The following is a 12,948-nucleotide window of genomic DNA, read 5'->3' as shown; positions in this document are numbered from 1 at the left end:
GGATGACCTGGGCCTCGACGAAGTGGCCGATCCGGACCTTCGCCATGACCGGGATGGACACGGCCGCGATGATCGCCTCGATCATGTCCGGATCGGACATACGGGACACGCCGCCCTGGGCGCGGATATCGGCGGGTACGCGTTCCAGCGCCATGACGGCCACGGCTCCGGCATCCTCGGCGATGAGGGCCTGCTCGACGTTGACGACGTCCATGATGACGCCGCCCTTGAGCATCTCCGCCATGCCGCGCTTGACGCGGTTGCTGCCCGTGACGCTCTTCGCGGACGCGCCGGCTTCGCTGCTTACATCAGGTGTAGACACAAAAACCCCTATGGGTAGATAGATGACCTCGCCGGGGCGCGGACGGCACACAAATGCCGCTACGCACACACCGGATTACCGGATCCATTGGCCGGTAGAGCTAATACTAGTCCCCCGCCGCGGCCCAGCTGAATTCCGGTTACACCGCTCGGGACACGCCGAACTTGAACGCTCAGGCGGCCCGTTCGGTGGCGGTGCCTTCGGTCTCCTCGAGCGACTGGCGGTGCACCGCAACGATCCGCTGCACCACGGTCACGAAGCTCGCCGCGGCCAGGAGGCACAGGGTCACAAAGAGCACCACGGCCGGCAGTCCGAGGCCGGTGAATCCGGTGACCACCAGCACGGATACGAGCCTTTCGGCGCGTTCGGCGATGCCGACGTTGGCCTGGAATCCCAGCGCCTCTGCCTTGGCCCGCGCGTAGGACACCACCATGCCCAGGACGAGGCAGACGACGGCGGCAATCGCAATGGCGGTATTCTCGCCTCCGGTGAAGAACCAGACCGCGACGCCGGCGAACAGCGCGCCGTCGGCCACCCTGTCAAGGGTGGAGTCCAGGAAGTTGCCCCAGCGCCCGCCGCTCTGCTGCATCCTCGCCATGATGCCGTCAATGACATCGGAGAAGATGAAGGCAGTGATGAACAACGTGCCCCACCAGAGCTGGCCCAGCGGGTAGAAGACGAGGGCGCCCACCACCACGCCGAGCGTGCCCACAATGGTCACGGCGTCCGGGGAGACTCCGATCCGCAGCAGCCAGCGGGCCAGCGGGGAGAACAGCGCGGTGAAAAAGCCGCGTGCGTGCCTATTCAGCATCCGGCTCCCTGGCGGTTTCTTCCGGTGACAGCATGCCCTCCGGCCAGGCCTCCGAAACCTGCTGATGGACCTCGCCCAGGGTCTGCGTGATGGCCTTGGTCTGGGCGATGATGGGGAAGAAATTACCGTCCCCGCCCCAACGCGGCACCACATGCTGGTGCAGGTGTCCGGCAATGCCGGCCCCGCCGGTCACGCCCTGGTTCATGCCCAGATTGAAACCGCCGGGATTCGCGACCTTCCGCAGCACGCGCATGGCGGTCTGGGTCAACTCGGCGAATTCCGCCGTTTCCTCCACGGTCAGGTCCGTGTAGTCCGGGATGTGCCGGTACGGGCAGACCAGCAGGTGGCCGGGGTTGTACGGGAACAGGTTCAGCACGACGTAGCTGGTCCGCCCCCGGTACACGATGAGCGAATCCGCGTCCTCACGTTCGGGCGCGACGCAGAACGGGCAGTCGTCCACGTTCTTGAACTGGTGTTGCCCGCCCTTGATGTACGCCATCCGGTGCGGGGTCCACAGGCGCTGGAAGGCGTCCGGCACCCCGGCCAGGCCAAAGTCGTCCGTCACGCCGTCGTCTCCCGGATACTCCGGACCGGTCCCCGTTCTCTCCCGCACGCCCGGCCCCTAGCTGGTCCGGTTGCGGACGGCGTCCACGATCCGCTGGACGGCCTCGGCCACGGGCACGCCGTTGTCCTGGCTGCCGTCACGGAAGCGGAAGGACACGGCGCCGGCGTCGGCGTCGTCTCCCCCGGCGATCAGCACGAACGGGATCTTGTCCTTGCTGGCCGTGCGGATCTTCTTCGGGAAGCGGTCCGAGGAAATGTCCACCTCGGCGCGGATGCCGGCAGCCTTGAGCTGGTCGACGACGTCGAACATGTAGTCGTTGAACGTCTCGGCCACCGGGATGCCGACCACCTGGACGGGGGCCAGCCAGGCCGGAAAGGCGCCGGCGTAGTGCTCGGTCAGGACACCCATGAAGCGTTCGATCGAGCCGAACAGGGCACGGTGGATCATCACGGGCCGCTGGCGGGTGCCGTCGGCCGCCTGGTATTCCAGTTCGAAGCGTTCCGGCAGGTTGAAGTCCAGCTGGATGGTGGACATCTGCCAGGTCCGGCCGATCGCGTCGCGGGCCTGCACGGAGATCTTCGGGCCGTAGAACGCGGCTCCGCCCGGATCCGGGACCAGGTCCAGGCCGGACTCCTCGGCGACCTCGGCGAGGGTCCGGGTGGCTTCCGCCCAGATCTCGTCCGAGCCCACGGACTTTTCCGGGTCCTTGGTGGAGAGTTCCAGGTAGAAGTCGTTCAGGCCGTAATCCTTGAGCAGCGCGAGGACAAAGTTGAGCGTTTTGGTGAGCTCATCCTTCATCTGCTCGCGGGTGCAGTAGATATGGGCGTCGTCCTGGGTCATGCCCCGGACGCGGGTGAGGCCGTGCACAACGCCGGATTTCTCGTAGCGGTAGACGGATCCGAATTCGAACAGCCGCAGGGGCAGTTCGCGGTAGGACCGGCCGCGGGAACGGAAGATCAGGTTGTGCATGGGGCAGTTCATGGGCTTCAGGTAGTAGTCCTGGCCCGGCTTGCGGACGGTGCCGTCCTCGTTGAGTTCCGCGTCGATGTGCATCGGGGGGAACATGCCGTCCCGGTACCAGTCCAGGTGGCCGGAGACCTCGTAGAGGTGGCCCTTGGTGATGTGCGGGGTGTAGACGAAGTCGTAGCCGGCGTCGACGTGGCGCTGGCGGGAGTAGTCCTCCATGGCCTTGCGGATGATGCCGCCCTTGGGGTGGAAAACCGGCAGGCCGGAACCCAGCTCATCCGGGAAGGAGAACAGGTCCAGTTCGACGCCGAGCTTGCGGTGGTCGCGGCGCTCGGCCTCGGCGATCCGCTCCTGGTAGGCCTTGAGGGCTTCCTTGGTGGGCCAGGCGGTGCCGTAGATGCGCTGCAGCTGCTTGTTCTTCTCACTGCCGCGCCAGTACGCCGCGGAGGACCGGGTCAGCGCGAAGGCGTTGGAGATCAGCTTGGTGTTGGGCAGGTGCGGGCCGCGGCAGAGGTCGCACCAGACGGCGGTGCCTTCCTTGCGGTCGACGTTGTCGTAGATGCTCAGCTCGCCGCCGCCCACCTCGACGGAGGAGCCGTCGGCGTCGGAGCCGGCACCCTTGAGGCCGATGAGTTCGAGCTTGTAGGGCTCGTCCTTCATCGCCTCGCGGGCGTCGTCCTCGCTGACCACGCGGCGGACGAACTTCTGGTTCTGATTGATGATCTTCTGCATCATCTTTTCCAGGGTCTTCAGGTCTTCCGGCGTGAACGGCTCGTCGACGTCGAAGTCGAAGTAGAAGCCGTCGGTGATGTACGGGCCGATGCCGAGCTTGGCGTCGGGACGCAGCTGCTGCACGGCCTGGGCCATAACGTGGGCCGTGGAGTGGCGCAGGACGTTGAGCCCGTCCGGGGAATCGATGGTGACGGCCTCGATCGTGGCGTCCTCGGGCAGCGGCTGGTCCAGGTCCGACAGAGCGCCGTTGACGCGGGCCACAACGACGTCGCGGCGCTCAAAAAAGAGTTCCGCGCCGGTGGTCCCGGTAGCCACCTTGGTCTCTTCGCCATCGACGAGAAGGGTGATCTGCTGGGCATCTGACACGGGTGTCTCCTATTCAAGGTTAAGGCTTCGTAGCTTGTGGCGTACGGGGACCACAGCCAGCCCCGTCCATGCTATCGGTTTCTGAAGAGGCCAACCAACGCGCCACTCAGCCTCCCAGCCCGGTGATGGCGAGGTTCCGGCTGATCCCGTCCAGCGGCCCGGGCAGCTCCGGCTCCCGGTAGGTGGGGGCTCCCGGCGCCGGTTCGGGGAAGGGCAGGGTCCCGGTGCGGCCGAGGTCCCAGGCCATGCTCGCGCTGATGCTGATTCCGCGGGGACCCGTCCGGCGGGTGGTTCCGCGGATCAGCAGCAGCCGGGTGCCGAACAGCAGCGGCCCGGCCAGTTCCTGGGCCTCGTGGAAGAAGACCGAGTCCACGCAGCCCGTACCGTCGTCGATGCTGATGAACACCACCCGCCGCCCGCCGCGCATGGGCGGGGTCTGGGTGGCCACCCGGACACCGGCCACCAGGACCTCCGTGCCGTTGCGCAGTCCCAGCAGCTTGTCCGCTGTCGTGACGCCCAGCCGGTCCAGCAGCGGCCGGTGGCTGGACATCAGGTGCTCGCTGACGTCCAGGGCCATCAGATCCAGTTCGGCCCGGACGGTCTCCACCAAAGTCGGAGCGGGGAGCACGGCCTTGAGGTTCTTCAGTTCAATATCCCCCAGCGGCAAGGACAGCTGACCCTCGATGACCTCCACACCCTTCCGGTGCGGGCGGCTCTGCAGTGTCTGGAGGTGCTGGACCAGGTCCGCCCGGTTGGCGGTTCCGCCGGCGGCCCGGTGCAGGGAGTCGAAGGCGCCCAACTGGGCCAGCCGCTTGATGCTCGGCTTGCTCAGCCGGGAGCGGGCGCGCAGGTCGGCGAGCGAGTCATAGGGCTGGCCCGCCACAATCCGTTTCAGCTCAGAGCCGGAGAGTCCGAAGATGCCGTTCAGGCTCAGCCGGATGCCCAGCTTCCCTCGCTCCGGGCCGCTGGCGACCGGCTCCACCCGGTACTCGGCCTGGCTCAGGTTGATGTCCAGGGGCAGGATGGGGATCCCCAGCCGCCGCGCCTCGGCCACGAGGAGCCGCTTGGGGTACATTCCCGGATCGTGTTCCCACAGCCCGGCGAGGAACGCCTCCGGGTGGTGGGTCTTGAGCCAGGCGGACTGGTAGGTGGGCACGGCAAAGGCAGCCCCGTGGGCCTTGCAGAAGCCGAAGCTGCCGAAGGCCTTGAGCGTGCCCCAGACTTTGTCCACCACCCCGGGGCTGTACTTCCGGGCCCGGGCCTCCTTCCGGAAGAACTCCTCCACCCTTCCTTCCAGCACGTCGTTGCCGAGGGCACGGCGGAATTCATCGGCGCGGGCCAGGCCGCAGCCTGTCATGACGTCGAAGGTCTTCAGGATCTGCTCATGGAACACTGTGACGCCGTGCGTCTCCTTGAGGACCGGCTTAAGGTCCGGGTGCGGGTACACCTCGGGGGCGAAGCCGTGCCGGTGCTCCAGGAACGGCCGGACCATGTCCGATTTCATCGGCCCCGGGCGGAAGAGCGAGATGTCAATAATGAGGTCATTGAACTCCCGGGGCGCCAGTTTTCCGATCAGTTCGCGCTGGCCCGGTGATTCGATCTGGAAACAGCCCAGGGTGTGGGTGCTGCGGATCAGTTCGTAGGTGGGTTCGTCGTCGAGCGGTACGGCGTTGAGATCGATGTGCCCGCCAGCGGAAATGTAGTCCGGTCCGGTACCGTCCGGACCGGCGGGATGCGCCCCTGCCGCGACCACCTCGGCTTTGGAGGGATGGAGCCGGATGACTTCCCGGACGGCGAAGGCCATGGCGCTTTGCATCCGGACCCCGAGGACATCGAGTTTGAGCATGCCCATGGGATCCATGTCGTGCTTGTCGAACTGGCTCATCGGCAGGCCCAGGCCGCTGGGCTGCACCGGCGTGCGGTCCAGGAGGGTGGCGTCCCCCAGGATGACCCCGCAGGGGTGCATCGAGATGTGGCGCGGCAGCCGGTCCAGCCGTTCGGTGAGGTCCACCAGCAGGTCCAGCTGCTGGTTTTCGCTGAAGTCACGCTGCCCCACCCGGCCGGCGAATTCCTTCAGCTCGGGTTTCTCCTCGAGGGCTTCGCGGAAGTTCCGGGCCGAGAACCGCCACAGCTGCTTGGCGATGTCCCCGATTTCGCCTTCCTCCATGCCCAGGGCCAGGCCGGCGTCGCGCACGGCACCGCGAGCGCGGTAGCCGTTCTGCATGCTCATCAGCGTGACGCGTTCAGAGCCGAAGCGTTCAAAGATCTTCCGGTAGACGTTGTGCCGTTCGGCGCTCTCGACGTCGATGTCGATATCCGGCAGGGTGGCGCGGTCCCGGGAGAGGAAACGTTCGAAGATCAGGTCGTGCTGCAGCGGATTCACCTGGCTGACATCAATCAGGTAGTTGACCAGGCTGGAGGCGCCCGAGCCGCGGGCCGCGGCGCGGACACCCATGTCCTGGATCATCCGCGAGACCTCGGCGACGGTCAGGAAGTACGCGGCGAAGCCCAGGCTGCCGATGATCCGCAACTCGTGCCCCAGCCGGGCGCGCATCTCTTCGGCCGCCTTCCCGGCGATTCCGGGGAACCGGCGGTGGATGCCGGCCTCGCAGCGCTGGGTGAGCTCCACGAGGGCGTCCCCGGCGATTCCGATCACCGAGGCCTCCGGGACCACGGGCTGTTTCCAGCCCATGTCCGTGACCGGGTCAATCCGGCAGCGGTCCGCGAGCGCCTCGGTCTGGGCCATCAGCCGTTTGAGGTCCGCGGCGCCATATCCGGCAGCGTGCATGATCTCCTTGCCCAGCTGCAGCATGTGCGCCGCGGACTTGAGCCAGCCCTGCCCGTTGGGCTGGAGCAGCGGGGCGGCGGAGAGCTCGGGCAGGGACTTCAGCGTCCGTGCGGAGTCCAGCACATCGGCGGTGGCCGCTCCGTCCTCTGCGACATACCGCACGGCGTTGCTCAGCACGGCGGGAACCCCGTGTTCGGCGGCCAGTTTGAGCATGCGGACCGCGTGGGCGGTGCTGAGCGGTTCCCCGGGCGGGCTGAGCTGCGAAACCACCTCGGCGGCGAGGGTCCCCGGCGGCATCGCGTCCAGCCAGCGCTTGAACAGGGTGCGGGGGCGCAGGTAGCGGCGCCCGCCCATGGCGCGTCCGACGTCGGAGTCCGGACCGATCAGCACGGTCAGTACCGGCTGAAGGGTCTCCGGGTGCAGGGTGCGGGAGGCCAGCTCGGCCCGGGTGACGGCCACGGGTACCGCTCCCCCGGCCTTGCCGGTGGTGCGGGCATGGGCATCGGAGATCAGCCGGCAGAGTGCCCGGTACCCGGCGCCGTTGTTGTGTCCGTGGGCCAGGACGACGACGCGTCCCCCCACCTGGGTGCGAAGGTCGCCGTCGTCGTCGAAGACCGCAAGGTCCACCCCGACGATTGGGTCCAGTCCCGCGGCCATGCAGGCCAACAGGTGCTTGACGGTTCCGTAGAGGCCGTCGCGGTCCGTGCAGGCGAGCGCCGTGGCGCCGTCGGCCGCGGCGGCGCCGGCGAGCTCATCCGGCCACGAGACCCCGTAGTGGGCGCTGAAGGCGGTGGAGACGTGGAGATGGGTGAAGCTCATGCTGATTCGGGCTTCCGGACCGGAAGCAGGGCGTCATGGATCCGCAGCAGCCGCCAGCGGCCGCTGCCGATGTGCCGGGTCAGGTCAAGGGTGAGGCTTTCGGTGTCGGGGGAACCGGCCTTGCGTGAACCGGCCTTGTGTGAACCGGCCTGGCGTGAATCGGCCAGGCGTACCTGGACCCGCCAGATCTCGTGATCCACCAGTCCGGGGCCGCTTCCCAGCGGGGCCCTCTGTTCCTCCGCCCACCACTGGCGCCGCTCATACCAGCGGACCGGATCAGCACAGACCGCGTAGTGGCGACCTGCCCAGTCAAGCTTGAGGGGCATTCCGGAGGGTGTGCAGACGACGTCGACCGACTCGCTGAACATGCCCATAGTGCCTCCCGGACCACACCATCTGTAAAAACCAAGCAGGTAAACCAAGCAGGGTTATTCGAACATATCTTCGAACAACTCCAGTCTACGACGGTGCCGGGACAAAACCTAGATCAGGGGTGGACGGACGCAGGCGCAGGTAGCAGGATTGAGCCATGAGCTCCCATAACGCACTTCTCAAGCACGTCAGCATCGCTGCCAAGGACACGTCCCTGGTGGCGAATTTCGATATAGACGGAAATATCCCCGGTCAGGGCGCCTATGTAGTGGGGCTGGTGTCCGCCACTCCGGACCATTCCCACCAGCGCCGGATGGGGATCGAGTTCATGAACGGCGAGGCCATCTCCTTCTACTGCTTCAGCCACGACGGAACAGAGGAGAACTTTGACCTCAAGGGGGTGGAGCACTCCGGCAACACCATCACCGGCAACTTTCCCCTGAGTACGGTGCTTGGCCTCCCCAAGGGACACCTCATGACAGCCTTCAGCGATTGCGATGGCCGGGACTACCAGGCCAACGTGCCGGTGGAGGAGGCTCTCTAGCCCCGGCGGGATCTGAACGATCCCTAAGAGCTGGCTTTGTAGACTTCCAGCTCGAGTGTGATGAACGCGTCGATCATTGCCCGATAGGTTTTCTCGACGAGGTCGACGTCGATGTCCTTCTGCTCCGCCGTCGCGCGGACGTGTTCGATAACCCGCTCCACGCGCCCGGGGGCCCGCACCTCGGCACTATCGGCCTTGAGGGTTCCGGCGATCCGGATCAGGCGCTCGCGGCGGCCGATCAGCGACACAATCTGCTCGTCCACCTCGTCAACGGCGACCCGCACGGCGGCGAGCTGTTCCCGGTCGGCCTTGGCGGACTTGTCTTCTGCGTGATTTGTGGACATGTGCACGACAGTATCGAACCATGCGGCCACGAGTCGACTTAATGCCGCTGGCCGTCCGCAGCATTGACGCCTCCCGCAGTGTCCCTGAAGACGGCCCGGGCATGCCATGGGCCTGGGACTTCTCGGACCGAACCCCTCCTCAAGCCTCCGGATGGCGGCCCCCAGCTGCCCTTAGGCGCGCTCGAGCCGGTTGATGGCGGGGGCGAGACCGGCTGAATCAAGATCCATGGACGGCTCCAAAATAAGGGGTTCCCGACTCAAGAAGATACCCCCGCGGGTATTTTTGACTACCCCCGGGGGTATCTGCAATACTCGGTGGGGTATTCAGCTTGTGTTTGACCGTCTCGAAAGGACACCCATGACGCACCCTTCCACTTCCTCTGCCCAGGCTTCTCCCGCCGCCCCGGAAGTCACCTCCCTGGCCCCGGAAACGCTGCGCAGCTGGTTCCAGGAACACCAGGACCTCATCGTGATCGATGTCCGCTCGGCCGCAGAGTTTGAAAACATGCACATCCGCGGCTCGTACAACGTCCCGCTGCCGTTGCTGTCCGAGCACACTGAGGAACTTGCCGCCCGCCTGGGCAGCCACGTCGTGCTCGTCTGCCAGTCGGGAGCGCGGGCCGAGCAGGCACGGCAGCGCCTGGGTGGCGCGGGCATCGGCATCGCCTATGTCCTGGCAGGAGGCGCCCCGGGGTTCGCTGAGGCGGGCGGAGAGGTGGTCCGTGGCAAGTCCCGCTGGGATGTTGAGCGCCAGGTCCGGCTTGCCGCCGGTTCGCTCGTGGTTCTGGGCCTCGCCGGAGGCAAGTTCGTCTCTCCCAAAATCCGGCTCCTCGCCGGTGCTATCGGCGCCGGCCTGACCTTCTCGGCCGCCACCAATACCTGCGCCATGGGCCAGGCAATCTCCGCCATGCCCTGGAACAAGGCAACCCGGGAGCCGACCCGGGAGTCCGCCATCCTGCAGTTTCCCGTCGCGGAGTTTCCCGTGGTGGAGTTTCCCGTGGTGGACGCCGTGACCCCGGAGTCCAAGGCCTCATGACCGGCACCCTGATCCTCGTTCTCGCCCTGTCGGTGCTTATCGGGCTTTCGCTCGGTGTGCTCGGCGGCGGCGGATCCATCCTGACTGTGCCGATTCTGGTCTACGTGGCCGGATTCGAGGCCAAGGAAGCCATTGCCGCTTCCCTGTTCGTGGTCGGCGTAACCTCGGCCGTCAGCGTCTTCAGCCACGCCCGCGCCGGCCGCGTCATGTGGCGCACGGGACTGCTGTTCGGCGCGGCCGGCATGGTGGGCGCTTTCGTGGGCGGCCTGCTGGGCGGGCATATCCCCGGACAGTTCCTGCTTATCGCGTTTGCCCTGATGATGGTAGCCACCTCCATCGCCATGATCCGCGGGCGCAAAAAGAAGGCCGCTGAGGGCTCCGAGACTCCGCAGCACACCGAACTGCCGCTGTTCCGCGTCCTGCTCGACGGCCTCGTCGTCGGCCTGGTGACCGGTCTGGTCGGCGCCGGCGGCGGATTCCTGGTGGTCCCGGCCCTGGCACTGCTCGGCGGCCTGCCGATGGCAATCGCCGTCGGAACCTCGCTGGTGGTGATCGCGATGAAGTCCTTCGCCGGCCTGGCCGGATACCTCACCACCGTGGAGCTGGACTGGGGGATCACACTGGCCGTTACCGCTGCCGCCATCGTGGGCACCCTGATCGGCTCCAGGCTGGCCGGCCGCATTCCGGAGGCGGCACTCCGCAAGGGATTCGGCTGGTTCGTGCTGGTCATGGGCGCCTTCGTCCTCATCCAGCAGGCCCCTGGGGATCTGCGCGGGCCGATCGCCCTCGGCGCCGTCGGAGCCGCCCTGGTTGCGGCCGCCGTCTGCTGGTTCTTCAGCAAGTCCTGCCCGCTGCGGAAGTCCAACCGCACCACCAGCCACCAGGACATCCAGCCCACGCCGGTCTGACCAGAACGGCCCCACCATCACACCTCCCTGAAACGAAAGGCTTCCCCTTGGCAGAAATCAGCATCACCGAAGCAGACCAGCGCCGGAGCCGGGAGCAGGTCCTGGACGTCCGCGAGGACTTCGAAGTCGCCGAAGGCATGATCCCCGGCGCGCTCCACATCCCCATGGGTGAACTGCAGGCCCGACTGGACGAGCTGGACCTGAAGGTTCCGGTCATCGCCATCTGCCGAAGCGGCAACCGCAGCGCCCGTGTGGCCGATGCCCTCAACAGTGCCGGCTTCACCGCGGACACCATGGACGGCGGCATGATCGCGTGGACCCGCGCGGGCCTGCCAACAACCTGACCCGCCCTGAACGGCGGGTCCCCAGACGAGCCCCAACAACCCGGAGGAATGGAAGTTAGACATGGCAACCATCGACATCACCGAAAAGACCCTCGCCGAAACGCTCGAAACCAACGACATCGTCTTGGTCGACTTCTGGGCCGGCTGGTGCGGCCCCTGCCGTATGTTCGCCCCAACCTATGAAGCGGCCTCGGCGAAGTACCCCGGCGTCGTCTTCGCCAAGGTGGATACCGAAGCCGAACAGGCTTTGGCGGCAGCCGCAGGAATCACCTCGATCCCCACGCTGATGGCATTCCGCGACAACACCCTGGTCTTCTCGCAGCCAGGGGCACTGAACGCCACCGGCTTGGAAGAAGTCATCCAAGGCGTGAAAAACCTGGACATGGCAAGCCTCCGGGCCCAGGCAGCACAGCCGCGCGTCTGACCGGCTGACCGGGCGCCCGGGCGCCGCACGGGAACGTCCTGAGCGCGGGAGCCTCCGGCGCCAATCACCTTGCAAGATACCCCCAGGGGTATTATTATTGTTACTAGTCGACGGGGAAGACCCCACCTCTTTACAAAGGAGAGCACATGCTTCTGGAACGCATTTACGATGAGGACCTCGCCCAGGCCAGCTACCTGATCGGCTGCCAGGCCAAGGGCGAAGCGGTGGTGGTGGACGGCCGCCGCGACATCGCGGTGTACCAGGCCCTGGCCGAGAAGAACGGCATGAAGATCGTGGCGGTCACCGAGACCCACATCCACGCCGACTACCTTTCCGGCACCCGTGAGCTCGCCGCGGCCACCGGCGCGAAGATCTACGTTTCCGGCGAGGGCGGACCGGACTGGCAGTACGGGTTCGACGGCGGGCGGCTGTTCGACGGCGACAAGATCACGCTCGGCAACATCATCATCCAGGCGCTGCACACCCCGGGCCACACACCCGAGCACCTCTCCTTCCTGGTGACGGACGGCGCGTTCAGCGACCATCCCGGCTACCTGCTCTCCGGCGACTTCGTGTTCTCCGGTGACCTGGGCCGGCCCGACCTGCTGGATGAGGCTGCCGGCGGCGTGGACACCCGTTTCGCCGGCGCCAGGCAGCTGTTCGCCAGCCTGCGGGATAAGTTCCTGACCCTGCCCGACTACGTCCAGGTCCACCCGGCCCACGGCGCGGGCAGTGCCTGCGGCAAGGCCCTGGGTGCCATCCCGTCCTCGACGGTGGGCTATGAGCGCCTATTCGCCTGGTGGGCGCCCTATCTGGCTGCCAACGATGAGCAGGGTTTCGTCGATGAACTGCTGGACGGCCAGCCCGACGCCCACGCCTACTTCGGCCGGATGAAGCGTGAAAACCGCGAGGGCCCGGCGGTCATGGGCGAACGCGCACCCCTGGCGGAACTGGACCTCGCCACCGTTGCCAAGGACCTGGCAGAAGACACGGTGACCTTCATTGACACCCGGCCCAACGGCCTGGTCCACGAGGGCACCGTCACCGGTTCCCTGAACGTCCCGGCCGGTAAGTCCGTGGCCAGCTTCGGCGCCTGGGTGGTGGACCCGGAAACCGACAAGAACCCGCTGGTACTGCTGGCCCCGGACCAGGAATCCGCGCAGGAGATGTGGGACCACCTGGTCCGCGTCGGCATCGACAAGGTGGCCGGCTACGTCACCGGCACCGAGGGCCTGCCCGCCAGCACCCCGAAGCTGATCCGGCCCGAAGAACTCGCAGACTTCGACGCCGCCATGGTGCTGGACGTCCGCAACCGCACCGAACACACCGCCGGGCACATCCCCGGCTCCGTGCAGCTCAGCGGCGGCCGTGTCATGTGGAACCTCGACCAGCTCCCCACCGCAGGCACCATTGTGAGCTACTGCCAGAGCGGCGTCCGGAACTCCGTCGCGGCCAGCGCCCTGCGCCGTGCCGGCTACGACGTCGTCGAACTCGACGGCAGCTACGCCGCCTGGGCCGCGCGGCAGGCTTCGCTGGAGCCCGCTTCGACCAGCTAGTTGCGAGCCAGCGGCAACAGCTGACTGACACCGTTGGCGGCGGCCCTGGAC

12 protein-coding genes and 1 pseudogene are annotated in these 12,948 nt (G+C 66.8%); 6 read left to right on the top strand and 7 right to left on the bottom strand.

The window, feature by feature from the left end:
• The 6 genes and pseudogenes from ACZYZE_RS18395 to ACZYZE_RS18370 form a co-directional block, all read right to left on the bottom strand.
• Positions 1-322: pseudogene (locus ACZYZE_RS18395) on the bottom strand (pyridoxal 5'-phosphate synthase lyase subunit PdxS); the annotation flags it as partial.
• 172 nt (positions 323-494) lie between these two features.
• Positions 495-1,133 (bottom strand): phosphatidylinositol phosphate synthase, encoded by a 639-nt coding sequence (pgsA, locus tag ACZYZE_RS18390; RefSeq protein ID WP_463909425.1) that lies wholly within the window; start codon positions 1,131-1,133, stop codon positions 495-497.
• Positions 1,123-1,746 carry an HIT family protein gene (locus ACZYZE_RS18385; protein ID WP_459319181.1) on the bottom strand — a complete coding sequence of 208 codons (624 nt, stop codon included), beginning with the start codon at positions 1,744-1,746 and terminating at the stop codon, positions 1,123-1,125. The genes pgsA and ACZYZE_RS18385 overlap by 11 nt, the downstream gene beginning before the upstream one ends.
• 9 nt (positions 1,747-1,755) lie before the next feature.
• Positions 1,756-3,762 (bottom strand): threonine--tRNA ligase, encoded by a 2,007-nt coding sequence (gene thrS, locus ACZYZE_RS18380; protein ID WP_463909422.1) that lies wholly within the window; start codon positions 3,760-3,762, stop codon positions 1,756-1,758.
• 106 nt (positions 3,763-3,868) lie between these two features.
• Positions 3,869-7,369 (bottom strand): DNA polymerase III subunit alpha, encoded by a 3,501-nt coding sequence (locus tag ACZYZE_RS18375; protein ID WP_463909421.1) that lies wholly within the window; start codon positions 7,367-7,369, stop codon positions 3,869-3,871.
• Positions 7,366-7,743 carry a hypothetical protein gene (locus ACZYZE_RS18370; RefSeq protein ID WP_463909419.1) on the bottom strand — a complete coding sequence of 126 codons (378 nt, stop codon included), beginning with the start codon at positions 7,741-7,743 and terminating at the stop codon, positions 7,366-7,368. The genes ACZYZE_RS18375 and ACZYZE_RS18370 overlap by 4 nt, the downstream gene beginning before the upstream one ends.
• A 155-nt stretch (positions 7,744-7,898) precedes the next feature.
• On the opposite strand from ACZYZE_RS18370, the gene ACZYZE_RS18365 reads away from it, so the two are divergent.
• On the top strand, positions 7,899-8,285 hold the full coding sequence (locus ACZYZE_RS18365; protein ID WP_459319177.1) for a hypothetical protein: 387 nt from the start codon (positions 7,899-7,901) through the stop codon (positions 8,283-8,285).
• Positions 8,286-8,308: 23 nt separating this feature from the next.
• Here the strand turns inward: ACZYZE_RS18365 and ACZYZE_RS18360 are convergent, their stop codons facing one another.
• Positions 8,309-8,629 (bottom strand): chorismate mutase, encoded by a 321-nt coding sequence (locus ACZYZE_RS18360; RefSeq protein ID WP_459319176.1) that lies wholly within the window; start codon positions 8,627-8,629, stop codon positions 8,309-8,311.
• Positions 8,630-8,987: 358 nt separating this feature from the next.
• On the opposite strand from ACZYZE_RS18360, the gene ACZYZE_RS18355 reads away from it, so the two are divergent.
• The 5 genes from ACZYZE_RS18355 (at position 8,988) to ACZYZE_RS18335 (ending at position 12,897) form a co-directional block, all read left to right on the top strand.
• The gene (locus tag ACZYZE_RS18355; RefSeq protein ID WP_463909417.1) at positions 8,988-9,665 is read left to right on the top strand and encodes a rhodanese-like domain-containing protein; all 678 of its coding nucleotides are present in this window, start codon (positions 8,988-8,990) and stop codon (positions 9,663-9,665) included.
• Positions 9,662-10,573, top strand: coding sequence for a sulfite exporter TauE/SafE family protein (locus ACZYZE_RS18350; RefSeq protein ID WP_459319174.1), 912 nt, complete (start codon positions 9,662-9,664; stop codon positions 10,571-10,573). Before ACZYZE_RS18355 ends, ACZYZE_RS18350 begins: the two co-directional genes overlap by 4 nt.
• A 47-nt stretch (positions 10,574-10,620) precedes the next feature.
• Complete coding sequence (locus ACZYZE_RS18345) at positions 10,621-10,917, top strand: rhodanese-like domain-containing protein (protein ID WP_463909414.1); 297 nt, start codon at positions 10,621-10,623, stop codon at positions 10,915-10,917.
• 61 nt (positions 10,918-10,978) lie between these two features.
• Positions 10,979-11,341: a thioredoxin gene (gene trxA / locus ACZYZE_RS18340; protein WP_463909412.1), complete on the top strand. Its 363-nt coding sequence runs from the start codon at positions 10,979-10,981 to the stop codon at positions 11,339-11,341.
• 146 nt (positions 11,342-11,487) lie between these two features.
• Positions 11,488-12,897, top strand: coding sequence for an MBL fold metallo-hydrolase (locus ACZYZE_RS18335; RefSeq protein WP_463909410.1), 1,410 nt, complete (start codon positions 11,488-11,490; stop codon positions 12,895-12,897).
• The last annotated feature ends 51 nt before the right edge of the window (positions 12,898-12,948 follow it).

The organism is Pseudarthrobacter woesei (assembly GCF_055412745.1).
Note: the sequence above shows the minus strand (reverse complement) of the source record. Positions and strands in the feature narration are given on the sequence as shown.

Coding starts and splice junctions, on each gene's coding strand:
- pgsA (WP_463909425.1), bottom strand. CDS start 1,133: ATGCTGAATAGGCACGCACGCGGCTTTTTCACCGCGCTGTTCTCCCCG.
- ACZYZE_RS18375 (WP_463909421.1), bottom strand. CDS start 7,369: ATGAGCTTCACCCATCTCCACGTCTCCACCGCCTTCAGCGCCCACTAC.
- ACZYZE_RS18370 (WP_463909419.1), bottom strand. CDS start 7,743: ATGGGCATGTTCAGCGAGTCGGTCGACGTCGTCTGCACACCCTCCGGA.
- ACZYZE_RS18365 (WP_459319177.1), top strand. CDS start 7,899: ATGAGCTCCCATAACGCACTTCTCAAGCACGTCAGCATCGCTGCCAAG.
- ACZYZE_RS18360 (WP_459319176.1), bottom strand. CDS start 8,629: ATGTCCACAAATCACGCAGAAGACAAGTCCGCCAAGGCCGACCGGGAA.
- ACZYZE_RS18355 (WP_463909417.1), top strand. CDS start 8,988: ATGACGCACCCTTCCACTTCCTCTGCCCAGGCTTCTCCCGCCGCCCCG.
- ACZYZE_RS18350 (WP_459319174.1), top strand. CDS start 9,662: ATGACCGGCACCCTGATCCTCGTTCTCGCCCTGTCGGTGCTTATCGGG.
- trxA (WP_463909412.1), top strand. CDS start 10,979: ATGGCAACCATCGACATCACCGAAAAGACCCTCGCCGAAACGCTCGAA.
- ACZYZE_RS18335 (WP_463909410.1), top strand. CDS start 11,488: ATGCTTCTGGAACGCATTTACGATGAGGACCTCGCCCAGGCCAGCTAC.